Raw genomic sequence first — 23,374 nt, 5'->3', positions numbered from 1 at the left:
CGTCGCATTCCTCGGAGCCTATGCCATCCCACCCGGGTCACGGGCTGGCCACCTATTCTGTCTGGGGTGTACGTCAATGCGGGGTGGACCGGTTGGGGTGTGATCATCGTACCGATTTGGGTGCTGTCCGTGTGTGGCGGGCCGTACCTGGCGGTGCGGCTGCTGTACGACCTGGCCGTGCAGGGCGACGACGGCATCGACCATAGTGGTGTTCCGCTCGGCGGCCTGGCGGTCGGCCTGCTCGCCGGCGGCGCGGTCAGCTACCTGCTCGGGCTGGCGCTGAACCGGCGCCGGGGGCCCGGCGGCGGCTGGATCCGGACCGAGCGGTACGCGTTCGCCGACATCCCGGTGGAGAACGTGGGCCGGCACACGTTCGTCGCCGGCGCGCTGCTGCTGCCCCTCGCTGCCGTCGGCTTCCTGCCCCCGCCAGCGGTGTGGGCCCTGGCCACCGGCTGGACGGCAGTCGTGGTCGGCGCGCTGGTGTGGCACCGCCGCGCGAAGGTTCGCGCCACCGGCCGGGCGCGCGCTCAGTAGGCTCGAACCCGGGGAGGTGTCCGAGATGACCCAACCGGCGCTGCCGCCCATTCCGGGCGCGCGGCACGCGTTCCGGGTGGTGCACGCCGGATCGCCGATGCTGCGGATCCGGTACCGGCGCGGCGTGGCGTTCGGGCCGCACGGCTTTCCGGACTGGACGCCGTACGCCCGGGCCCTGGTCGAGTTGCCGCCGGCCCCGTCCGACTTCGGCATGGACGAGGCGCGCGTGCTGAACGTGCTGACCGCCAACGAGACGATGACCCGCACCGGTGATCAACTATGGGCGGCGGGCACCGGCACGCCGGTGGGCTGGACCTGGGCACACCTGGCCGGCACGCGGCGACTCGCGCTGGTGCCGATCGAGTTGCACGGCGCCGCCCGGCACCTCGGCGGGGTCAGCACCGGGGCCGCCGACCGCAGCCGGCGCGGCCTGCCCGTCGAGGACGGACCGCCGCCGCCGATCCACTTCGCCGCGCGCCTGTCACCCGAGGCGGTGGGCAAGGTGGAGGAGCGCCTGGGGTACGCGCTGCCGCCCGCGTACCGTGATTTTCTGGTCCGCACCAACGGCGGCCGACCGGCGTGGCCGGCCGTCCACCCGCGCTTCGGGTTCGTGGTCGACCAGCCGTTCTTCGGCGTCGCCCGGCAGGACTGGCTGCAGGACCTGATCTACGCCAACGCGTGGTTCGGCGACCGGCTCACCGCCGAATTTCTCGCGGTCGGGTACGTGCAGGGCGGCCTGATCGCGGTCCGGGTGCGCGGCGGCGACGAGGGCTCCGTCTGGTACTGGGACGACGACGATCCCCGCGACACGGACGCGTACGGCGCGGCTGACGTGGCGGACCGGCTGCTGCACCGGTGCGCCGATGGGTTCGCCGCCTTCTGGCGCGCGCTGCGCGAGGTGCCCTCGTCGCTGCGGGCGATCGCCGAGCGAGACGCGGCCGGTGCTCACGCGTCGCCGGTGTGGGACGAGCGGATGGGTGCCGACCTGCCCGCCGCCAGACGCGCGCCGGAGGCCCTGCCGTGACACAGTCGTGGGAGCCCGCGAACGAGACCGAGCGGGCGATGGTCCGCGCCCTGCTGGACGGCGACCGCCAGGACTTCTTCCGCATCCTGGCGTTCAGCGACCTCTACCTGCCGCAGCGCACCACCGACCGGGGCGGGCCGCAGCGACTGATGACCATGCAACTGTTCGGGCAGACGTTCCTGCCGGTGTTCACCTCGGTCGAGGGTATGGCGGCGCAGGTGGGCGGTGCCGCCGACGGGTACGCGGTGACGAACTGCGCCGAGCTGCGGCGCAAGTGGCCCAACCCGCAGTGGCGGCTCGCCGTCAACGTCGGCTCGCCGATCGACATGTACGTACCGATCGAGTCGGTGCAGGCGGCCGCGCTCGGAGAGATCGTGGTCCCGACCGTGTCAGAGGTGGTGGCCGAGGCCGAAAAACAGGTGCCGACGGAGGGCGACGTCGACCCCGACGGTTACATCCAGGCCCTGCTCGACACGGTGGTGCTGCTGCCGACCCTGGGCGAGGTGCCGGACGCGAACCAGATCCTGTCGGACGACTTCCCCTGGCGGCCGGTCGGCACGGAAGAGGCGCCGTTCATCGAGGTCTTCACGTCCGAGGAGACGTTCGTCGAGGCGTATCCTGAGCCGGTGCCCGCCGTGACCGTGGCGTTTCCGTTCGTGCTGTCCCTGTGGCCGGAGGGGCACAATCTGGCGGTCGACCCGCGTACCGCGCAGGAGTTGACGGTGCCGAGCGAGCACGTACAGATGCTCCTGCTGCTCGGCGCAGCTGACGACGCGGAGGAGGACGAGCGGTGAAGGCCCGATGAGGCGGCTGGCCCGCGCAGCAGTGGTCGCGGCGGCCGGTGTGCTCGCGGCGGGCCAGGTCGCGCCGACTCCGGCGGTGGCCGGCGTCGTTACGCCGGTTTCGGCGCTGGCCGCGCCCAGCTGCGCCGATCCCGGCGAGGCCATCGATCCGGTGCCCTGGCCGCAGCGGATGCTCGGGCCGGAGCGGATCTTCCCGCTGACCAGGGGCGGTGGAGTGACCGTCGCGGTGCTCGACTCCGGTGTCGACGCCGGCCACCCGCAGTTGGCCGGCCGCGTCGAATCCGGATTCGACGCGGTAGCCGGCGGCGGGTCCGCGGACAGCGACTGCCTCGGTACGGGCACGCAGGTCGCCGGCGTGATCGGTGCCCAGCAGGAGCGCCCGGGCGGGCTCACCGGCGTGGCACCCACCACCCGGATCCTGCCGATCCGGGTGGTGGCCGACCGGCTCTCCGGCGAGGGCGCCGATCCGCAGGTGCTCGCGCAGGGCATCAATGTGGCCGTTGACGGCGGCGCCGACGTGATAGCGGTGTCGACCATCACGTACCGCGACTCGCCGGCCCTGCGCGCGGCGGTGGACCGGGCGTTCTCCAGCGACGTGCTGGTCCTGGCCGCCGCCGGGGACCTCGGCGACGGCGAGAACCCCACCCCGTACCCAGCGGACTACGACGGCGTGATCGGCGTCGGCGCGATCCAGGACAGTGGCGAGGTCTGGCCCAGGTCGCAGCGCGGCGACTACGTCGACCTGGTCGCGCCGGGCGTCGGGGTGGTCACGCTGCAACGGACGCGCGGCCGAGCGGTGGTCGACGGCACGGGGGTGGCCTGTGGCTTCGCGGCCGGCGCGGCGGCGCTGCTGCGCGCCCGGCGCTCCGACCTGACCGCCGAGCAGGCCGCCCGGCAGTTGCTGACCACTACCGTCCCGGCACCCGGCGGATCCGCGTACGGCCACGGCATCGTCAACCCGTACTCGGCGGTGCACGACAGTCTGGCCGACGGCGGTGAAGCGCAGCCGTTGCCCGCGCTCGGCAAGCCGTCCAGCGGAGGGTCACCCGCCTGGGCGCGCAGCCGCGACCTCGCTCTGGTGGGCACCGGTCTGGCGGTCGCCGTGGTGCTGACCGTACTGACGCTGTCGATCGCGCTGCCGCGGGGCCGGCGGCGGTTCTGGCGCTCGGCGGTGGCTCCCGCGCCGGCGCGGCGGGACGAATCCGAAGAACCCGGCCCGCCGGTCATGCTCTTCGACTGAGCGCCCCCGGTGTCAGTCGGCGGGGGCAGCCGAGGCGGGGCGGGTGGCCGCGACTGGGTCGAGCGTCGGTCCGGTGGGTATCCGCGAGACCAGCATGGTCGGCACGTCGGTGGCCTGGGCCGCCGGGTAGCCGAGCTGCCCGAGGACTGTCGCGTTGGGCACCGGGAACTTGATGCCGAGGTCGGTGACGACGTAGTACGGGCCGGCATCGGCGGTCGGCGCGCCGAGCACCCGTACGACGGCGACCTGGCCCGGCGGCACCAGCACATAGTCGGCGAGGATCACGCCGTCGCGGGTGACCGAGCCGGTCGGTACGGCCTCGTCGAGGCCGGCCTCCGTACCGCCAACAGAGGTGATCGTCGGTACGGCGCGCGCGTCGCTGGTGACCGCGCACAGCGCGTCGCCGGTGGCCGGTCGGATCAGCGCGGGCGGCGTCGCGGGCGGGGCGCTGTCTCCGGTCGCTGGCCGCACCTGGCTGCTGACCGGTGCCGACGTGGCCTGGGACACAGGTATCTCGACCGGCTCCACGGTGAACTCGGCACGCAGGATGTTCTGCTGCAGCTCGGTGATCGGAGCGAGCCCGTCGTCGAGGACGAGGTAGTACTGCGGCCCCGAGCCGGTCTGCGTGACCAGCACGTCGCCGATCGTCCAGCCGTCCACTTCGCTGGACGGCTGGTTGCGCCCGCTGAACGCGACCCGTTCGATGGCGTTGCCGGCGGGTAGCGCGTTGAGCCACGCCGCGCCGACCGGTGCCGCGTCGACCTCTCCGAATAGGGCGGGTACGACGTTGCGGGCGTCGCGGATCAGGAACCGGCGGCCGTGCCAGACGAGGTACGTCGCGTCCTGCCGGGAGTCGCGGACCAGTACGCCCTCCTCGGCCAGCGACCGCCCGCCGACCGGTGCCCGAGACACGACCAGGGAGACGGTCTCGACGGTTCGGCCGGTGTCGTCCCCGCTGGGCGCCGAGCAGATCGTCCAAGGAAGACCAGCTTGCTTACTGGCCGGTGCCAGAGAGTTGGGCGCGCCCGGAATGCCGATCGTGACGCCGCGGGGCGCGCTGGCCAGTGAGTTGCCCGGCACCCGGAACACGGGCGCGTCGGGGCGGCCGGAGGCCAGCACCGCCGACGCGTAGTTGAGCGTCGGGTGCAGTTTGCCCTGCAGGTAGATGAAGCTGGCGCCGGTCTCCTTTTCGATCACGACCGCGCCGTCGGCCTGCCACCTGTCGCTGCCGGCCTTGGTGATGATGCCGTAGATGCCGAATCCGGCGGCTACCAGGATGGCGATCATCAGGCCGCCGAAGATTGCGCCGATACCGCGGCGCAGCGGGGACTGCTGCGGGTCGGTCTCGCGCATCACGAAGGCAGAGATGACCCGTTGGGTGAGGAACTGGTACGAGTGGAGTTGGTCGCGTCGCGTGGCCATGTCCGGGTCACCCGCCGATCGACGAGAACAGTCCTTGAATCGCGCCGAAAAGGCCGGCGACCGCGCAGGCCAGCGGGATCAGCGCCAGGATGGCGAGCACGTCGACGATGTCGGCGGCGCGACCCAGGTAAGGCGACGGGCTGCGCCGGCTGTAGACCAGGCTGGCGGCGAGCACCGCTGCGGCGGCGACCACGATCAGGAGCAGGATCAGCAGCCGACCGCCGTGGTCGGCGTCCAGTGTGTTGCCGAAGGCCAGCAGCGCCATCCCGACCACACCGCTGACCAGCAGCGGCACCCGCTGCTGCGGAAGGGCGAACAGGCGGGCGCGCAACAGCAGCGCCGCCGCGGCCGCGAAGCCGAGGAGCTGGGCCGGTATGCTTCCGTCCACAGTAATCAAGATCGTGGTGGCGCAGACCCCGGTGACGGCGGCGGCGAGCAGCATTCCGGAGAGTAGTTCGGTCGCCCGCGCGACGGCGGCGAACACGTCGGACCGTCTGGGCACCGGGCGGTCTTCGAGGATCTCCTCCGGGCGGTCCGGGAGCTCGGGCACCGGTAGCCGGCCGAGCCAACTGGCGAACAGGGGGTAGCCGGGGAGCAGACCGATGACCGTGGTAAGCGTGACAGCGGCGGAGCCGGACGGCGACATCCCGGCCAGGCACAGCACCGCGGCGAGCAGGCCGGCGACGCTGATCGCCAGCCCGGCCATGAAGAGCCGCTGCACGGCGGCAACGCCCGTGTAGCCGATGACACTGAACACCAGCAGCGCCGCCGAGCCGAGCAACAGGCTCGGCGCACCCAGCCGGAGCAGACCGATGTCGCTGGGCGCAGCGAGCAGCGCGCCGCCCGCGAACGCGTACGGCAGGCCGGACGCGGCCACCGCGGCGCCGGCGGTCGCGTCGGAGAAGGCCCGGGACAGCAGCAGTCCGACTATCGCGAGGACCGCCGCCATCCCCAGCGCCACGCCCGCCGGCAGCGGCCACGGCGGTCCGGACAGCACGAGGGTCAGCAGACCGAAGCTCAGCACCGCGGCGGCGACCGCGAGGCCGCACCGGCGGGTCGCGGAGCCTCCCCAGGAACGCCCGGCCCGCCGCGCGCCACTCGCGATCACCTCGACCACGTCGTCGTACGCGAGCTCGGGCCAGTCTTCCCGGCGCGGGGCCAGGTGCAGCAGTTCGCCGTCGCGTACGCCCTGCACGGAGAGGTTGCGGGTGGCTTCGAGCACGCCGCCGGTGGCGCGGCGCAGCACCCAGCCGCCGTGCCGCTCGCCGGCCTCGCCGAGGTCATCGCCGGCATGCCGCAGCAGGTGCGGCAGCAACTCCCCGACGAGCATGTTGTCGGGCAACGCGACGTCCATGCGCCGCTTCGGTGCCGCCACCGTCACTCTGGCCAGGCTGAGGCCTCCCGGGGCAGTCACGCTGGTCACCTCCACCGGGGCCCGCCGCCGCTCGTCGAGCGCCAAACTAGCATGTCCATGCCACCCAACTGATCCATTCTTCACGGTGGATTCGGTCTATAGGATTGCCCTGCACACAAAGGGAACGAGCCGGCGCGGCGGAGGTCGATCGGGTGACATCGGTGATCGTGAAGCGGCCGCCGCGTCGGCCCGCGCCGCCGCTGCCCACCGGCGAGGTCGTGCTGGATCCACCGCCCGAGATTCCCCCACCCGCCGGCAAGGCGTGGACCCGCATGCTCATGATTCTGCCGATGGCGGCCGGCGGCGCGGCCATGGGCCTGATGATGGCCGGCCAGCGCGGCGGTGGCGGACCGTTGACCTATGTGGCCGGTGGAATGTTCGGCATCTCAATCCTCGGAATGATGGGGATGATGATGCTCAATCAGACGGGCCCGGGCAAGAAGGAGATGATCGAGGCCCGCAGGCAGTACATGCGCCGCCTGGCACAGCAGCGTGCGCAGATCCGCGCCACCATCAGACAGCAGCGGGAGGCCATCCACTACCGGCACCCGGAGCCCGACGCGCTGTGGTCGACGGTCACCGGCGGACGCCTCTGGGAGCGCCGTCGCGCCGACGCGGACTTCAGCGTCGTACGCATCGGCATCGGGGCACTGGAGGTCGCCACGCCGCTGATACCGCCGCAGACCCGCCCGGTCGACGAGCTGGAGCCGCTGTGCGCGATGGCGCTGCGCAAGTTCGTGGCGACGTACTCGGTGGTCCCCGACCTGCCGGTGGCCATCGCACTGCGCGACTTCTCCCACGTCTATCTGCGCGGCTCCGAGCGGGCGGTGCGCGACCTGACGCGTGCGCTGCTCGCCCAGATGTCCGCCTTCCACTCCCCGGACGACCTGCTGATCGGTCTGTGCGTGCCGGACATGCAGCGGCCCAACTGGGAATGGGCCAAGTGGCTGCCGCACGCACAGCACCCGGCGAAGCTCGACGCAGTCGGGCCGGTACGGCTCTTCGCGCCCGCAGTCAACGCGCTGGAGGCGATGCTCGACGACGTGCTGGCGAACCGTCCGCGGTTCGAACCAGCCATGGCGAACTCGATTCCCGGGCCGCACGTGGTGGTGGTCATCGACGGCGGCTCCACCACCGGCTCCGACCATCTGATGACCGACGGCGGCGTCGCCGGCGTGACCATCCTCGACCTGTCCAACCCGCCGCCGCGGCTGCTCGACGACACCTCGGTCGTGCTCGACGTCGCCGACGACGGCACCATCTCGGGCACCACGATGGACGGGCTGATCCAGGTGGGCACCGCAGACCGCCTCGACGTCGCGCAGGCCGAGGTGCTGGCCCGGGAGCTGTCGCCGCTGCGGCTGTCTGCCGCATCGTACGCAGACCAGCCCGCCGGGGTGACGTTCGACCTCGGACTCGCCGAGCTGCTCGGCCTCGGCTCGCCGTACGATTTCGACCTGGACCATGCCTGGGCCAGCCGACCCAACCGTGACCGGCTGCGGGTGCCGCTCGGCGTGGGCCCGGACGGGCGGCCGATCGAGATCGACCTCAAGGAGTCCGCGCAGGACGGCATGGGCCCGCACGGCCTGCTGGTCGGCGCCACCGGGTCGGGCAAGAGCGAGTTGCTCCGTACGCTGGTGCTGGCCCTCGCGATCACCCACAGCTCCGAGATCCTCAACTTCGTGCTCGTCGACTTCAAGGGCGGCGCGACGTTCACCACGCTCGACCGGCTGCCGCACACCAGCGCCGTCATCACCAACCTCGCCGACGAACTGTCCCTCGTGGACCGGATGCTGGGTGCCATCCAGGGCGAGCTGATGCGCCGGCAGGAGCTGCTGCGCCGAGCCGGCAACTACGCCTCGCAGCGCGACTACGAGCGTGCCCGGGCGGCCGGGGTGCCGCTCGTCCCGCTGCCGAGTCTGCTGCTGATCGTCGACGAGTTCTCCGAGCTGCTGACCGCGCGCCCCGACTTCATCGACATGTTCGTGCAGATCGGTCGGGTGGGCCGGTCGCTCGGCGTACACCTGCTGCTCGCCTCGCAGCGCCTTGAGGAGGGCCGACTGCGCGGGCTGGAGACGCACCTGTCGTACCGCATCGGCCTGCGTACCTTCTCCTCCATGGACAGCCGGGCGGTGCTCGGCGTGCCCGACGCGTACGAGCTGCCGCGGGCACCCGGTCACGGCTACCTGCGCACCGGCACCGAGGGGATGATCCGCTTCAAGGCCGCGTACGTCTCCGGGGTGGTGCGCCAGGACGGCTCTGGCGCAAGCGTGGGCGGCCGTGCCACCGACCCGGTGCGGGAGTACCCCACGTACTACGTGGCATCGCCACGTGACGACAAGCCCGTCGCGGAGGAGGCCGAGCCGGAGGAGGACGTGGCGGTCGGCGAGACTCTGCTGGACGTGCTGGTCAACCGGATGGAGGGGCAGGGCCCGCCGGCGCACCAGGTGTGGCTGCCGCCGCTGGCCGAACCGCCGACCCTGGGCCAGCTGATGGCGCCGATCGTGCAGTCGCCGGAGCGCGGACTGAGCGCACCGGACCTTGACCCGCAGCGTGCACTGCACGGCCTGGTCGGCATCATCGACAAGCCGTTCGAGCAGTTGCGCGAGCCGATGTGGTTGGACCTGTCCGGCAGCGGCGGCAACCTGGTGGTGGTCGGCGGACCGCAGAGCGGCAAGAGCAACTTCCTGCGTACCCTGATCGGCAGTCTGGCACTGCAGCACACCCCACGCGAGGTTCAGTTCTACTGCCTCGACTTCGGTGGCGGCGGCCTGACCGCCATGGCCGGCCTGCCGCACACGGGCGGCGTCGCCGCCCGGCGCGATGTGGACAAGGTACGCCGCACGATCGCCGAGATGCACGGGCTCATGCAGGCCCGCGAGGGCCTGTTCGCCGCGCACGGTGTGGAGGGCATCGCCGCCTACCGTCGAGCCAAGCGGCAGGGGCGGTTCACCGAAGACCCGTTCGGCGACGTGTTCCTGGTCATCGACGGCTGGTCGGCGCTGCGCAGCGAGTTCGAAGACCTCGAACCGCTGGTGAACGAGCTGGCCAACCGAGGCCTCGGCTACGGCATCCATCTGCTGGCCGCGACCAACCGGTGGATGGACGTGCGGGCGGTGGTCCGCGACATGTTCGGTACGAAGATCGAGCTGCGCCTGGGCGAGCCGAGCGACTCGGTGATCAACCGGCGGGCCGCGGTCAACGTGCCCGAGCAGACACCCGGCCGCGGTCTCACCCCGGACGGGTTCCACTTTCTGGCCGGGCTGCCCCGCATCGACGCCGAGCAGCGCGTCGACGACCTTTCCGACGCGGTGGCAGAGTTCGTCAAGCTCGCCCAGACGTACTGGACCAACCCGCCGGCACCCGCGGTGCGGCTGCTGCCCGCCGAGCTGCCGTACGCCGCGCTGCCCGCGCCGCAGGGCGGGAAGCTGCCGATCGGCATTGCCGAGTCCGACCTGCAGCCGGTCCTGCTCGACTTCGACGCCGAGCCGCACGCGCTGCTGTTCGGCGACATCGAAAGCGGCAAGAGCTCGTTCCTACGCAGCCTGGCCAAGATGGTCACCACCAGCTACGAACCCAGCGAGGCCCGGCTCATCTTCGTCGACTACCGGCGGACCCTGCTCGGCTGCGTCGACACGCCGCACCTGATCGGGTACGGCACGTCGCAGCAGAGCACCACCGATCTGGTGAACCAGGTGACCACCGTGATGCGGGAGCGGCTGCCCGGCCCGGAGGTCAAGCCCGAGCAGCTCCGCGACCAGAGCTGGTGGTCCGGGCCCGAGCTCTTCCTGCTGATCGACGACTACGATCTGCTCTCCGGTGGGATGACGAACCCGCTCACCCCGCTGCTGGAGTTCCTGCCCCAGGCCCGCGACATCGGGCTGCACCTGGTGCTGACCCGGCGGATCGGCGGCGCCAGCCGGGCCATGTTCGACCCGGTGATCAGCCGGATCCGGGAGCTGGCCTCGCCGGGCATCATGATGTCCGGCCCCCGTGAAGAGGGCGCACTGTTCGGCACCGTCAAGCCGCAGTTCCTGCCGCCCGGCCGGGCCTGGCTCTTCACCCGCCGCCAGGGCGCCCGCCTCGTCCAGCTCGCCTGGACCCCGCCGGCTCACTGACCCGCCTCAGACCGCCCGCAGGGCAGGTCCGTCGGCCAGTCAACATCGACGGTATCTTGCGGGGACGGAGCGGGAGTTCGTGGCGGGGCGGTCAGCGGCGCGGGGCACCCAGGTGCTGATGCTCGATGTCGGTCTGTGCCAGCGAGATGTAGCGCAGCGTGCCGTCACCGACCAGCGCGACCATGTCCTCGGCCATCACCTGCAGAAACTGGGTGCTGTTCGACGGCAGCTTCAGCGCCCCGCCGGCGTGCGCCGCCTCCGCGCTGGCCAGCCGCTGCAGGATCACCAGGTTGCAGTCCTGAATCGCCGGTACACCCGGCTGGTCGAGGCGGCGCAGGACGGTGAGCTGCGTCTGCCACGGCCCGAGCGGCTGGGGCGTCGCGGCGCCGACCACGCCAAGGTCGTAAACCACCAGCACCGGTTGCTGCGGGGTCGCGGCCAGCGCCAGCGGCTGCTCGGCGCCGAGCACCGTCAGGCGGTCGCTGCGGCCCGTGGCCCGCTCGCCGAAGCCGTGCCAGGCCTGCGGATCGGCGGCCACCAGGGCCACCCGCGCGCCGAGGGCGAGTGCCCGGAAAGCGACCAACTGCCCGGCCCAGGCCCCACCGACGAGCGTGACGCGAGTGGACTCCGGCCGGAACATCCGCACGGCCACAGGTTTCTGCTGCCGGTCGGAGCCCAGGATCAGCCCGGTGCCCGGCGCGGAGATGCGCATCTGGGCGAGCGCCGGGCGGGACAACGTGTGCCAGCCGATGCGCAGCCGCGCCAGCCGCCCCGAGACGCCGCCGTGGCCGTTGCCGTTGGGGCCGGGCGGCTGGCCGCCGTCGTACACCGTCCCCGGTGGGCCTTGGCCTGCGGCGTCCGGCGCGGCGAGCGGCTGCGCCCTGGCGGGGGTGGCGGCCGCAGCTGCGGCCGCCACCGCGGCCTGCGTGGCGGGGCGGGCGACAGTAGCGGACTCGGCCGTCGGTGCCTGGGCCTGCGCCGGCTTGGCCTGCTGGGCCGGCGATGGTGCGTGGACCTGCCGTACGGGCGGCTGCCCGGCGCGCGGTACGGGCGACGCCGGCTGCTGGGCCGCAGAGACTTGGCCGGCGGCCGGATAGCCCGAGGCTGGCCGGCCCGGGACCGCCGGCGGGTGCTGTGGCGCTTGGGAGTGCTGCCGGTTCTCCTCGTCCTGCGGCCTGGGCCTGTTCTCCTCGTCCTGCGGCGCGGTCACCGTGCGCCACCGCCCGTCGGGGCCGACGCGTAGACGGCGGGGCCCTGCTCGCCGTGCAGCGGAAAGAGGTCGGCCCCGGCCCGTTCGACGCCTTGCGCGACGGACTGGCAGAGCTGGCCGAGGTCGGCGGCGGGTGCCGACACGCGAACCAGGCCGCGTAGGTCGATCATCTTCTGGCTGCTGTCCGGCGCCATGATCAACGCTACGTTCGTCATCGCGGCCGGCACGGTCGACACCCAGTCCAGCAGGCCGGAGACCTGCCCGACCGGTGGCCAGTCGCGGATCCAGAACGAGCGGTGGGCCAGCCGCGACGAGTGCCAGTCGGACCACTCCTCGCGGGGCGGCGCCGCCTCCCGCTGTGTGTCGGGCGCCGCCGGCTCCAGGTCGCAGGAGCGCACCAGCGCGGTGAGCAGGCCGTCGGCGTCGAGCAGGCGGCACGAGACACCGACCCGGCGCAGCGACTTGGTGACCCGCCGGACAAGCGCCGCCACCACTGCGGGTGCCGCGTCGAGGTCGGCGTCGCCGGTTGCTGCGGCTTCGGCCAGCGCCCGCGCGTCCAGCCGTACCGCGATCCAGGTCGCCCGGTCCGCGGGCAGCGGCACACCGCCGAACCGGGCCAGCAACTGGTGGTACGACTGTCCGGCTGGGGCGGACGGGTGCATGTCGACGCTGGGCGCGGGCACCGTCTGGGTGACCACCTGGAGCACTGTGCCCGGCTGGTCGGCCTCGGACAGCGCGTCGGCCAACTTTTCGAGCGGAAGGCCGCCGGCCACACCGCGCATCGGCGTGCTCGGCGTCACCGCGGCCACCGCGTACCAGCCGGCGTCGTCACGGGCGACGCCGACCTGGGCGCCATCGGCCACCGCGACGTTCTCCACCACGAGCCCGGGGGCGAGCCGGTGCAGCGCGGCCACCCGGGGATCGTCGGCTCGCGGGGTGCCGGATGTGTCCTGCCGGCGCCGCCGGTACTGCCGCGTCATCGCGCGTCGTTCCAGCCACCACCGGCCCTGGTGCCGGCCCAGCGTCGCCGCGAGCAGCAGCAGGCCTGCGGCGCTGGCGCCCGTCGTCAGCGCCACGCCTCGGCCGAGGACGGCGAGGACGGCGACGATGACCGCCTCGACCAGCAGCAGCTGCATCACGTGTACGGGGCCGAGGTAGCCGGGACGCCGGCGAGGCAGCAGGATCGCGGGGCCGGAGGCGTCGGGCGTCTCGGCGCTGACCCGCGCGGCGCCGCCAGGCGCTCCGTCGACATCGGAACTCGTCATCGGGTGGCGGCCAACAGATCATCGAGCACCAGGGTGCGCAGGTCGTCGCGCGACGGCATCCGGCCCAGCGCCCGCAGGCGACCGGACTGGGCCTTGCGCATGCCCTCCAGCAGCTTGCGCGCCTCGCGCGCGTTGCCGAAGTTGCGATCACGCTCGATCTGGCCGAACCACTCCAGGAGCGCGTCGTCGAGCCCGGGTTCGAGCAGGTAGTCGTCGTTACGGGCGATCCGGTTGACGATCAGCACCAGTTCGTCGGGTGCATAGTTCTCGAACTCCAGCGTCTTGGCGAACCGGGATGCCAGACCGGCGTTGGCGTCGAGGAAGTCGACCATCTCGTCGGTGTAGCCGGCGACGATGACGGCCACCTCGTCGCGGTGGTCCTCCATCAGCTTCACCAGGGTGTCGATGGCTTCCTGGCCGAAGTCGGCGCTGGCGCCACCGGCGCGGGACAGGGTGTACGCCTCGTCGATGAAGAGCACACCGCCGAACGCCTCCTCGAAGACCTTCGTGGTCTTTTCCGCGGTGTGTCCGATGTACTGGCCGACCAGGTCACGCCGGGCCACCTCGCGGAACTGGCCGTTGGGTAGTACGCCCAGAGCCTTGAGAAGCTGGCCGTAGAGGCGCGCGACGGTGGTCTTGCCGGTGCCCGGTGCACCGGTGAACACCAGGTGGTTACTCGTCCCGCCGACCGCCAGGCCGGCGCTGCGGCGCCACTCGTTGACCTGGATCTCGTCGATGAGCGCGCGGACCTCGCTCTTGACGCCGGCCAGGCCGATCATCGAGTCGAGTTCGGCGAGCAGCTTGTCGACCCGCTCGGTGTCCTGCTGGGTCGCGCCCTCGATCGCGCTGACGCCGACCCGGGGCTGGTGCCCGCCCTCGTCGGCCTTGCGTACGGTCGCGGTGGCACCGTCGTCGAGCTGGATGCCCGGCGCGGCCGTGCCCTCCACCCGGGTGCCCTCGACCAGGCCACCGCAACCGCGACCGATCATGATGCCCACGCCGCGAGTGTCGTGCACCCAGCTACCGGTGATGGTCGGCGAGCTCTGGTGCGCCACCGAGATGCCGGCGTCGCCCGTCGATGAGATGTCACACCGTTCGATCGTGGGCCGGCCGGCCTGGTAAATGTAGATGCCCCGGTATCCGCACGCGCTGACTGTCGAATTCCGGATCGCCGGGTCCGCGCCGAGCCGGACGATGATCCCGTCCTCGGCAATGTCGCGGACCTCGCACTTGTCGATCACACCGCCCGCGTCTTCGATGACGAAGCCGGATTGACCTGCGGTGATCTTCACATCGGTGGCTGTGAGCACCGCGCCGTCGGTGACGCTGACACCGGCGGCGTACTGCGCGGCGACCTCGCACCTCTCGATGGTGATGCGGCCGCCGCGTGCCTGCACGCCGGGATAGTGCCCCGACCTGACGACCAGTCCCTGCAGGGTCACGTCGGCGCCGTCGCTGCCGACCGCCGGTCCGGCGCCGTCGCTCGCGTCGATCGTCACGGAGCCGGCCTCACCGGCCGCGACCAGGCTCAGCCGCTGGCCACTGACGCGGACCGTCTCGGCGTAGACGCCCGCCTCGATGGAGATGGTCGCACCGTCGGGCGCGACCTCCAGAGCATCGCGGATGCTCGGGTAGGCCCCCGAACGCTGCGTCGAGACGACAAGTACGCGCGCCATCGATTCCTCCCCGTACTCCTTGCTGGAGAATCGTAGCGAGTGACTGCCCGCGTCCATCACCCCGGAGACGCCAGCCGTGCCCGACAAAATGCGATTGCTCCAAATTAGTGAGTCGGGCTCGGCGGAGCCGGCATGATCCAGTCGAGTTGATCGACCCGGTCCAGGAAGGAGTCGGTTCCGAGGCCACTTGACAGGTTGATCGGGAGCCTGTTTCGTACTCCTGTCCTGGGCGTGTGGCGGGCGATGGTGCGGTGGGGGCACGGTGAGCGGTCTGCTCGGCATCTCGATCGTCAACTACCGCAGTGCGGGCGACACCGCCGGCCTCATCCGTTCCATCGTGACCGGACGGGCCGCCGGTCCGCAGGCCACCGGTCCGCGCGTCGCGATCGCGATCGTCGACAACAGCGACCAGGCCGCCGAACTGTCAGAGATCGCCGGGTACGCCGAGCGTGCCGGCGTGCCGGTCCGGGTGATCGCCGGGCACGGCAACGTCGGGTACGCCGCCGGCAACAACCTCGCCGCCACCTGGCTGCTGGCCGAGGGCGCCGACGTCATCTGGGTGCTCAACCCGGACACTCGGATCGCGGGCGGCGGGCTCGCCTCGGCCCTCGACGTGCTGCACGCCGGCGACCGCGCGATCGGCGCGACGGCCAGCGTCGCACCGGGCGGCGGGCCGGACCTCGGCATGGTCGACCTGTGGACCGGCCAGAGCGGACGACCGCCCGCCAGCGGGGCGGCAGGGCCGAGCAAACTGGTCTACGCGGCCGGCCACTCGCTGCTCGTCACCCGCCGCGCGTGGCAGGATCTGGGCGGGTTCTCCGAGGACTTCTTCCTGTTCTACGAGGAGGCTGACATCGCGCTACGCGCGGCCCGGTTGGGCATCCCGACCACAGCGGTCCCGGACCTGGCCGTCGAGCACACCGGCGGCGTGGCGACCGGAGCGACGGCGGACATGGCGGCCAAGTCGACCACGACGTACTTCCACGCCAGCCGCAGCTGCATGGTCTTCTTCCGCAAGCACTACCGGCACCGGGTGCCGTTCGCCGCCGCGGCCCGGCTCGGCTACGCCGCGAAGGCGCTGCTCGCCCGCCGCCCCGACGCGGCGACCGCCGTCATCCGCGGCACCGTCGCCGGGTTGCGGGCTTGACGAGCCGAGGGCCCGGGCCGGGCCGGTCCAGTCCGGGCCGGCCCAGGCTGGCGGCGTACGCGATCCGGCGCGCGGTCGGCAGCGCGACGGTGATGTACGTGGCCGCGCTGGCCATGTCCGGGTTCGCCATCCTGCTCAGCGTCGCGCTGCCGCCGGCAGAGCGCGGCCTGCTGGTCGCGACGACGACCAGCGCGACCGTCGGCGTCGCGGTCGGCGGGCTGTCACTGGAGACGTTCATGCTCGCGCAGGGCAGCGACTGGCTACGGGAGCGGTCCGGGCGGCGCAGCCTCGCCGTCTACGCCGCCACGGTGCCGCTGTCGGCCACGCTGGGCTGGGTCTTCGCCTGGTACGCGGAGGCGGCGGCGCCGGCACTCGCGGCAGCTGGGGCGGCGTGCGTCGCGGCCGGCACCATGCCCGCGGCGGCCGGCCTGACCCTCGGGCGGTTCGTCGCCGTCTACCGCCAGCGCGCGCTGTTCGCAGCCGTCGCGCCCGTGCTCTACCTCGTGCTCATCCTCGCCTCGGTCGACGACGCGACGGTCTGGCTGCTGGCCTGGCTCGGCTGCCAGGCGGTGATGGCCGTCGCGATGTGGGCGGCGCACGGGGCACCATTGGGCGCGATGGCGCGGCGCGCCTCGGCGGAGCCCGAACGCCTCGCCCGGCTGGGCCTGACCCACACCGGCGCGGTGGCACAGATCTTCACGTACCGCTTCGACCAACTCGCGCTGGCCCGCTACCAGGGCGCGGACGCACTGGCGATCTACTCCCTGGCGGTAGCGGCGATCGAGTTCTCCCAGGCCGGCGCGGTCGTCGCAGCCCAGCGGACGCTGCGCGACCACGAGGAAGGCTCGGCCGACCGGCTGCGCGGGGTGCTGCGCCGGGCCGTCTACCTGGCGGTCGGCATGGGAGTGCTGGTGCTCGTCGGGCTGGCCGGCATCGGGGTGCTGACCAGCGGGTACGCGGCGGCGGTGCTGCTCGGCGCGCTGCTGGTGCCGCGCAGTGTCGCGGTGTCGGTCGGTAAGGTCCTCAGCGCGCGCCTGGTCAACCTCGGCGGCGAGCGCACCACCGCCGTGATCGCGCTCGGCACCGCGCTGGCCGCGGTGGTCGGCTATCCTCTCGTCGCCGCGCCGTACGGGGCGTGGGGCGTCGCCGCGCTGTCGGTGGCTCTGTTCGCCGCGCACAGCACGGTGCTGGGCCTCGCCGTCCGGTCCGGGGCCGGTCATCGGGTGGCGGGGGACAGGGTCAGTGGGCGTGGATAGCGGCGGAACCCGCGTCGTCGCGGTGGTGCTCAACTGGAACTGCGCGGACGACACGATCCGCTGCGTCCGGGCGGTCGCCGCCGGCGGCGTCGTGCCGGAGATGGTCGTCGTCGACAACGGCTCCACCGACGACTCCATCGACAAACTGCGCGCGCTCGGTGACGCGGTGACGCTGGTGCGGCTCGACGCCAACCTCGGCTACGCCGGCGGGATGAACGCCGGCATCAGGGTCGCGCACGACCGCGACGCGGCCTTCGTCTGGCTGCTGAACGCGGACTGCGTACCCCGGCCGGACACGTTCTCGGCGCTGTTGGCGCATGCGGACCGGTTCGCGGTGTGCACATCGGCTCAGACGACGTCCGCGCGACCCGACGACCCCGAACCGGAGCCGTACGTCGTCGCCGCGACGCTGCCGGGCGGCCGGGTACGGCCGTTCCGCTGCGCCGGGTGCGAGGTCGGTGCGCACGATGTGGACGTGGTGACCGGCGCGGCCATCCTCCTCGGCGTCGGTTGGGCCGTCCAGGTCGGCCTGTTCGACGAGCGGTTCTTCCACTACAAGGAGGAGTTCGACCTGGTACGGCGGATCGCCGCGGCGGGTGGTCGGATCGGCCTGGTATGCGCCTCGCAGGTGTGGCACCGGCGGGGCGGCAGCCTGGCCGGTTCGAGTCCGCGCGCGCAGTACTACCATCATCGCAACGAGATCCTCTACGTACGCAAGCACTACCCCCGTCCGCTGCGGCGGATCCTGATCGGGGAGCCGGTCCACTACAAGAACCTGGCCAGGTCGGTGCTCCGCCTCGTCGCCGGAGGCCGCAACGACCGGCACCGGGCGCTCGCCGTCCTCGCCGGCTACTGGGACGGGCTGCGCGGAGTGCACGGCCCGACGGAGAGGTTCTAGCGTGCACGCCCTGTTCGTCAGCCACTCCGCCGAAATGATGGGCGCGGAGCGTTCGTTGCTCGCCCTGGTCGGCGAGGCGGTGCGGGCGCGCGGTCACCAGGTAACCGTCACGGTGCCCGGGGACGGGCCGCTGCGCGCGCAGCTCGCCGCGGCCGGCGCCGACGTGGTCGTGCTGCCGACCCGGCTGTGGATGGGCCGACGGTACGGCCCTGCGGTCGGCGCGGTCCGGCTGCTCCAAGCGCTCGCCTCGGTTCCCCGATACCGGCGTCTGCTGCACCGAACGCGGCCGGACGTGGTGGTCACCAACTCGGCGGTGGTACCAGCCGGGGCGGTCGCCGCACGGATGGCCCGGGTGCCGCACGTCTGGGTGGTGCGGGAGAGCCTGCTCAGCAACCCGAGCCTGCGGTCTGTGCTGCCCCGGGCCGCGATCGCCCGGCTCATCGCGCGCCTCTCGGACGGCGTCGTGGCGGTTTCCGGGTACGCCGCCGGTCAGGTGACCAGCGCCGTGCCGACAGCGCGGACGAAGCTGCGGGTGATCCCACCGCCGGTCGAATCCGGGCCGGACACGGACGCTCCGTCCGGGCCGGACGGTGTATCCGGGCCGGACGGTGTATCCGGGCCGGATGCGGACCGTCCGGCCGCACTGGAGCGGCTGGTGCTGCTGGGCCGGCACAGCGCCGAGAAGGGTCAGCAGGACGCGGTGGAGGCGCTGGCGATCTGCGCGCGCCAGGGCCGCACGTTCACCCTCACCCTGGCCGGGGTCGGCGACGGCGAAGCGCAGCGGGGCCTCGCCGACCTGGCCCGCCGGTACGGCGTCGAGACGCAGCTCGAAACCGTCGCGTGGACGGACGACCCGGCCGCGTTGTACGCGCGGGCGGACGCGACGCTGATGCTGTCCCGCAACGAGGCCTACGGCCGGGTGACGTTCGAGTCGCTCCGCTCCGGCACACCGGTGATCGGCTACCGGGCGGGCGCCACGACGGAGATCCTCGCCGGTGGTGGCGGACTGCTGGTGGATCCCGACGCCGGTGCGCTCGCCTCGGCGTTGCTGGATCTGGCCGCCGACCGGGAGGCGTTCGGGCGGCTCGCGGCCGAGGCGTCACGGCGCGGGCGGGAGCTCGCCACCGAACCGTCCCCGGCCGCACGCTTCGTCGCGTACCTCGAAGAGCTGGGTGCGGTCAGCTGATGTCGCACCTGCCCACGTTGCGCGGCGCGTCCCGGCCGGCGGACGCGGCCGTGGCGGTCGTCGCCGGGGCGGCTGCCGTCGCGGTCGGTGTGGCGGCGGCCTGGCAGCCGTTCGCGCTCGCCGCCGTGGCCGTGGTCGGCCTGCTCGCCTGGGGGCTGTGGACCCCGGACCGGCTCAACTACACGCTGTTCGCGGTCCTGTTGCTCGTCCCGGTCACCGCCGATCCCGGATACCCGGTCGATCCGGTATGGACAGTGCTGCTGGCGGCGACGGCGATCGCCGCACTCGGCCGGATCCAGCGCTTCCAGCCGTACGCGCCGCTGCCGTCCGTCGGGATGCTGGGATTCGCGGTCCCGGCGGTCTGCGTGCTCACCGGCCTGGTGTGGTGGACCGGCCCGAAGGACATCGTGATCGCCGTCGCGCCGCTGGCCTGCTACGCGCTGGTCGGCTGGCATGTCGTGGCCGAGGCGCGGGCCGGTGCGCCGGTGATCCGCCTGGCGCGGGCGTTCGCCTGGGTCGCCGTACCCGTCACGCTGTTGGCCGTCTACCAGCGGATGTCCGGCACCTGGCCGGTTCTCGACCAGTTGGCGATCAGCAACGCGTTCACGGCACAGGCGGGAGCCGGCAGGTCGGCCGGCACCATGGGACATCCGATCGTCTACGGCACGTACGGCATGCTGGCGATGTGCGTGGCCGTTGGCCTGCGCGGCCGGCTCTGGCAGGTACCGTTCGCCGCAGGCGCGGTCGGCCTGCTGCTGTCCGGGTCGCGCAGCGCCTGGATCGGTACGGCCTGCGCGCTCGGCATCTGGTACCTGGCCCAGCCGCGCAAGCTCACCCGGCGCGGCGTCGGTCTGGTCGCGGCGTTCGCCGCCGCCGGCACCGTGCTGGTGGCCGTCGGTCCCAAGCCGGTGCGGGACCTGACTGACCTCGTCCGGGCCCGCCTGACCAACGTCGGCGGGTCGAGTTCGGCGACGGCGCGCTACCGCCGTACGGAAGAGGCCTGGTCCGGCATCATGGACGGTGCCGGCAGCGCGCTGTTCGGCCTGGGTCCGGAGGCGCACGTGCGGTTCTTCCAGCAGGTCGGCATCTCCGACGGGCAGGCACAGGCGTTCGACAACAGCTACCTCACCCTCTGGTACGACTTCGGCGTGCTCGCGCTGCTGGTGTTCGTGTCCATCCTGGCGGTCGTGCTGGTCAAGCTCAGGTCGCTGACCGCACGGATGCTCATCGTCGGGTTCGCCGTACAGATCTGGTTCTTCGACTTCTACCTGTGGCCGGCCGCCGCAGGGGTGCTGCTGCTCGCCGTCGGCATCGGCGCCGCCGAGTCGCTGCGACCTGTCGACTGTAGGCTCCCCGACCCGGCGCTGACGGCCTTGCGACGATGAGCGGAGCGGACCTGCTGCTAACATTGCGCCGCTATTCCGGCGGGGTGTGAGGTTCAGCGTGAAGCTTTCCGGGCGGTTCGCCCCGGCTCGGCTGCTCAGTCGGCCTGCCTCCGACGGGCCGGGCGATGTCGCGCCATCCGTACACCAGCAGTGGCAGCAGCTCACCCTCGAGCGCCATCTGCGAGCCGTGTGGTCGCAGCGGTGGCTGGTGCTGGCGCTGGTGCTGCTCGGTGCCGCGGGCGCGGGTCTCGCCTCCGCCCAGCAGGAACCCATGTACCGGGCGGACGCCCAACTGTTCTTCGCGCCGAACTTCACCACCCGCGACATCGGCCAACTCAACGAGGGCGGCAACTACATCCTGCAGCGGGTGCGCTCGTATGCCGAGGTGGGCAACAGCCCTGAGGTGGCCGAAGCCGTCGTACGGCGACTCGGGCTGCCGTACCAGCCTTCGGAGTTGACGCAGCGGGTCACGGTGACCGGCGCGGCCGGCACGGCGGTGCTCACCGTCGAGGTCCGTGACCCGGATCCGGTACGCGCCCGCGACATCGCCAACGCGATCGCGGCGGAGTTTCCCGCATACGTCGCGCGCCTGGAGAAGCCGACCGGCATCGACGAGTCGCCGGTCAAGGTCTCGGTGACCCGGCCGGCGACGACGCCCTCGGCCCCGGCCACGCCGCAGGTCGCGGCCGACACCGGGCTCGGCGCGGCCGGGGGCCTTGCGATCGGAGTCCTCGTCGCGGTGGTCCGCTACGCGCGTGACCGCACCGTACGCGACGAGAGCCACGCGGCCGAGGTCGCCGGCACCGTCCTCCTCGGTGCCGTCGCGGCCGGCGGGGGGAGACCGCCGCTGGCGACCGGCGACGACACGGAGCCGCGCGTCGAGGCGTTCCGGCAGATCCGCGCCAATCTGCGGCTGCGCGCGGCCGGGCGCCGGTTCGCCAGCCTCACGGTCACCGGCTCGGTGCCGGGGGAAGAAAAAACGGCTACTGCGGCGAACATCGCCATCGCGATCGCCCGGGCCGGCGAGCCGGTCGTGCTGATCGACGCGGACGTACGGAACCCCGGCGTACACCGGGTCTTCGACGTGCCGAACACGGTCGGCCTGACCAGCGTGCTGCGCGGCGAGGTCGCGGCCGAGCAGGCCACGCACCGGCACCCGGACCTGCCGCTGTACGTCCTGCCGGCCGGCCCGGCCGGGCCGGAGCCGAGCGAGCAACTGCTGGCCTCGGACGCGCTGGCCCCGGCGCTGGAGTCGATGCGGCTCGGCGGCCGGTTCGTCGTGGTCGACGCGCCATCGCTACTGTCCGATGCGGAGACGCTGCTGCTGGCGAGCGCGACCGACGCGACGCTGCTGGTGGCCAGGGTCGGCTTCACCCGCGCTGATCGGCTGGCCGCCGCCGCCGACGTGCTGCGTGCCCTACCTGTCAACCTGGTGGGCCTGGTGGCGACGCGGCGCGGGGCGGCGATGCGGCGCGGGCGCTAGGCGTTACCCGGTCGCCGGCACAGTCGCGTACGTTAATCCACATGAGCGATAGCGTCGCACTGCTCCTGCGACGTGTGGGGTTCGGTCCGACCTCGTCCGAGTTGGCCGCCGCGTCGAAGGCCGGGTACGCGGCCACCGTGGCGCGCCTGATGGACCCCGGAGAGCAGGACCGGGGTGCAGCGGCGGCGCCGATGCCGGAGCTTGGCCCCGACGCGTTCGACGATCTGCCCGACCCGGGCGCCGAGCGGCGCGCCGCCGCGGAGGCGCTCCGCCGCCAGCAGACCGACACGATCATCCGGTGGTGGCTCGACCGGCTGACCGTCGCCGACCACCAGGCCACCGAGAAGCTGCTGTTCTTCTGGCACGGGCACTGGGCGACCTCGATACGGAAGGTCGGAAGTCCGCAGTTCATGCTGGCGCAACACCAGAAGATGCGAAGCTCGCCGACGTTCACCACAATGGCCCGCAAACTGGTCACCGACCCGGCGCTGGTCTACTGGCTCGACGGACACACGAACACCAGACGGGCGCCGAACGAGAACCTTGCCCGAGAGCTGATGGAACTGTTCATGCTCGGCATCGGGCAGTACAGCGAACGCGACGTCAAGGCGGCCGGCCGGGCACTGACCGGCTGGAAGACCGACCTCAGCGTGCCGGCGACGGCGATCTTCGTGCCCAAGGACCACGATGCCGGGCCCAAGACCATCCTCGGCGCCACCGCCAAGTTCGACGCGCTTTCGCTGGTGGACCACCTCGCCGCCCGGCCGGCCTGCCCCCGGTTCATCGCGGACCGGCTGTGGTTCCGGTACGCGTCCGCCACCGAACCGATCCCGGAGTCCACCCGGGGGAAGATGGTCGCGGCGTTCCCGGTGGGCATCTCGATGCTGCGCGCCCTGGTCGAAGACGAGCAGTTCCGCTCGGGGCGCTACCGGATGGTGAAGCAGCCGATGGAGTGGCTGGTCGGGGCAATGCGGCAGCTCGGCATCCGCCCGGCGCGACTCTCCGGCGAGGCCTTCCACACTGTCGTCAGTGGGCTCAAAGGTCTCGGGCAGGTGCCGTTCGCGCCGCCGAGTGTGGCCGGCTGGCCGAGCGGGACCGCCTGGCTGACCTCCTCGGCGGCCCAGGTAAGGCTGGGCCTCGCCGGCGTACTCGCCGAGTTGGCCGGCGGCGCTTGGGTAACGGTGGAGCGGTTGGCCGACGTACTCGTGGTTCCGACCTGGACCAACCGCACGTACGCGGCGTTGAAACAGGCGACGACACCGCAAGAGCTGATCACGCTCGGCCTGGCCAGCCCGGAATACCTGGTGAACTAG

At 72.4% G+C, this 23,374-nt stretch carries 17 protein-coding genes; 12 read left to right on the top strand and 5 right to left on the bottom strand.

What is annotated here, in order from left to right; all coding sequences use genetic code 11:
* Positions 1-120: 120 nt before the first annotated feature.
* Genes O7629_RS20020 through O7629_RS20005 form a run of 4 tightly spaced genes read left to right on the top strand, consistent with a single transcriptional unit; the run spans position 121 to position 3,601 of the window.
* The gene (locus O7629_RS20020) at positions 121-534 is read left to right on the top strand and encodes a hypothetical protein (RefSeq protein WP_278170984.1); all 414 of its coding nucleotides are present in this window, start codon (positions 121-123) and stop codon (positions 532-534) included.
* A 25-nt stretch (positions 535-559) separates the two neighbouring features.
* On the top strand, positions 560-1,558 hold the full coding sequence (locus tag O7629_RS20015) for an SMI1/KNR4 family protein (protein ID WP_278170983.1): 999 nt from the start codon (positions 560-562) through the stop codon (positions 1,556-1,558).
* Positions 1,555-2,352, top strand: coding sequence for an SseB family protein (locus tag O7629_RS20010; RefSeq protein WP_278170982.1), 798 nt, complete (start codon positions 1,555-1,557; stop codon positions 2,350-2,352). The genes O7629_RS20015 and O7629_RS20010 overlap by 4 nt, the downstream gene beginning before the upstream one ends.
* Positions 2,353-2,359: 7 nt before the next feature.
* Positions 2,360-3,601 (top strand): S8 family serine peptidase, encoded by a 1,242-nt coding sequence (locus tag O7629_RS20005; RefSeq protein WP_278170981.1) that lies wholly within the window; start codon positions 2,360-2,362, stop codon positions 3,599-3,601.
* A gap of 12 nt (positions 3,602-3,613) precedes the next feature.
* On the opposite strand, the gene eccB is transcribed toward O7629_RS20005, so the two are convergent.
* Entirely contained in the window at positions 3,614-5,023 is a 1,410-nt protein-coding gene (gene eccB / locus O7629_RS20000) for a type VII secretion protein EccB (RefSeq protein ID WP_278170980.1), read from the bottom strand.
* Between the two features lie 7 nt (positions 5,024-5,030).
* Positions 5,031-6,437 carry a type VII secretion integral membrane protein EccD gene (gene eccD / locus O7629_RS19995; protein WP_278170979.1) on the bottom strand — a complete coding sequence of 469 codons (1,407 nt, stop codon included), beginning with the start codon at positions 6,435-6,437 and terminating at the stop codon, positions 5,031-5,033.
* A 152-nt stretch (positions 6,438-6,589) separates the two neighbouring features.
* On the opposite strand from eccD, the gene eccCa reads away from it, so the two are divergent.
* The gene (gene eccCa / locus O7629_RS19990; RefSeq protein WP_278170978.1) at positions 6,590-10,555 is read left to right on the top strand and encodes a type VII secretion protein EccCa; all 3,966 of its coding nucleotides are present in this window, start codon (positions 6,590-6,592) and stop codon (positions 10,553-10,555) included.
* Between the two features lie 91 nt (positions 10,556-10,646).
* Here eccCa and O7629_RS19985 read toward each other — a convergent pair whose 3' ends face one another.
* Genes O7629_RS19985 through O7629_RS19975 form a run of 3 tightly spaced genes read right to left on the bottom strand, consistent with a single transcriptional unit; the run spans position 10,647 to position 14,706 of the window.
* Positions 10,647-11,765, bottom strand: a complete 1,119-nt coding sequence (locus tag O7629_RS19985) for a hypothetical protein (RefSeq protein ID WP_278170977.1) — start codon at positions 11,763-11,765, stop codon at positions 10,647-10,649.
* The gene (locus O7629_RS19980) at positions 11,762-13,030 is read right to left on the bottom strand and encodes a type VII secretion protein EccE (RefSeq protein WP_278170975.1); all 1,269 of its coding nucleotides are present in this window, start codon (positions 13,028-13,030) and stop codon (positions 11,762-11,764) included. Before O7629_RS19980 ends, O7629_RS19985 begins: the two co-directional genes overlap by 4 nt.
* Complete coding sequence (locus O7629_RS19975) at positions 13,027-14,706, bottom strand: right-handed parallel beta-helix repeat-containing protein (protein ID WP_278174602.1); 1,680 nt, start codon at positions 14,704-14,706, stop codon at positions 13,027-13,029. The genes O7629_RS19980 and O7629_RS19975 overlap by 4 nt, the downstream gene beginning before the upstream one ends.
* Before the next feature lie 262 nt (positions 14,707-14,968).
* Here O7629_RS19975 and O7629_RS19970 point away from each other — a divergent pair, with 262 nt between their 5' ends.
* From O7629_RS19970 to O7629_RS19940, 7 genes are read left to right on the top strand one after another with little or no spacing between them, the layout of a single operon-like run.
* Positions 14,969-15,853 carry a glycosyltransferase family 2 protein gene (locus O7629_RS19970; RefSeq protein ID WP_278170973.1) on the top strand — a complete coding sequence of 295 codons (885 nt, stop codon included), beginning with the start codon at positions 14,969-14,971 and terminating at the stop codon, positions 15,851-15,853.
* Complete coding sequence (locus O7629_RS19965) at positions 15,850-17,109, top strand: hypothetical protein (protein WP_278170972.1); 1,260 nt, start codon at positions 15,850-15,852, stop codon at positions 17,107-17,109. The genes O7629_RS19970 and O7629_RS19965 overlap by 4 nt, the downstream gene beginning before the upstream one ends.
* Positions 17,102-18,007, top strand: coding sequence for a glycosyltransferase family 2 protein (locus O7629_RS19960; RefSeq protein ID WP_278170971.1), 906 nt, complete (start codon positions 17,102-17,104; stop codon positions 18,005-18,007). The genes O7629_RS19965 and O7629_RS19960 overlap by 8 nt, the downstream gene beginning before the upstream one ends.
* A 1-nt stretch (position 18,008) precedes the next feature.
* On the top strand, positions 18,009-19,193 hold the full coding sequence (locus O7629_RS19955) for a glycosyltransferase (protein ID WP_278170970.1): 1,185 nt from the start codon (positions 18,009-18,011) through the stop codon (positions 19,191-19,193).
* Positions 19,193-20,578 carry an O-antigen ligase family protein gene (locus tag O7629_RS19950; RefSeq protein WP_278170968.1) on the top strand — a complete coding sequence of 462 codons (1,386 nt, stop codon included), beginning with the start codon at positions 19,193-19,195 and terminating at the stop codon, positions 20,576-20,578. Before O7629_RS19955 ends, O7629_RS19950 begins: the two co-directional genes overlap by 1 nt.
* Before the next feature lie 58 nt (positions 20,579-20,636).
* A complete protein-coding gene (locus tag O7629_RS19945) occupies positions 20,637-22,061 on the top strand; it encodes a polysaccharide biosynthesis tyrosine autokinase (protein ID WP_278170967.1) in 1,425 nt (474 codons plus the stop codon).
* A 41-nt stretch (positions 22,062-22,102) separates the two neighbouring features.
* Positions 22,103-23,374, top strand: a complete 1,272-nt coding sequence (locus tag O7629_RS19940; protein WP_278170966.1) for a DUF1800 family protein — start codon at positions 22,103-22,105, stop codon at positions 23,372-23,374.

The organism is Solwaraspora sp. WMMD792, from assembly GCF_029626105.1.
Lineage (GTDB): Bacteria > Actinomycetota > Actinomycetes > Mycobacteriales > Micromonosporaceae > Micromonospora_E.
This window is presented reverse-complemented; position numbering and strand designations above follow the sequence as displayed.

Coding starts and splice junctions, on each gene's coding strand:
- O7629_RS20015 (WP_278170983.1), top strand. CDS start 560: ATGACCCAACCGGCGCTGCCGCCCATTCCGGGCGCGCGGCACGCGTTC.
- O7629_RS20005 (WP_278170981.1), top strand. CDS start 2,360: ATGAGGCGGCTGGCCCGCGCAGCAGTGGTCGCGGCGGCCGGTGTGCTC.
- eccB (WP_278170980.1), bottom strand. CDS start 5,023: ATGGCCACGCGACGCGACCAACTCCACTCGTACCAGTTCCTCACCCAA.
- O7629_RS19980 (WP_278170975.1), bottom strand. CDS start 13,030: ATGACGAGTTCCGATGTCGACGGAGCGCCTGGCGGCGCCGCGCGGGTC.
- O7629_RS19975 (WP_278174602.1), bottom strand. CDS start 14,706: ATGGCGCGCGTACTTGTCGTCTCGACGCAGCGTTCGGGGGCCTACCCG.
- O7629_RS19950 (WP_278170968.1), top strand. CDS start 19,193: ATGTCGCACCTGCCCACGTTGCGCGGCGCGTCCCGGCCGGCGGACGCG.
- O7629_RS19940 (WP_278170966.1), top strand. CDS start 22,103: ATGAGCGATAGCGTCGCACTGCTCCTGCGACGTGTGGGGTTCGGTCCG.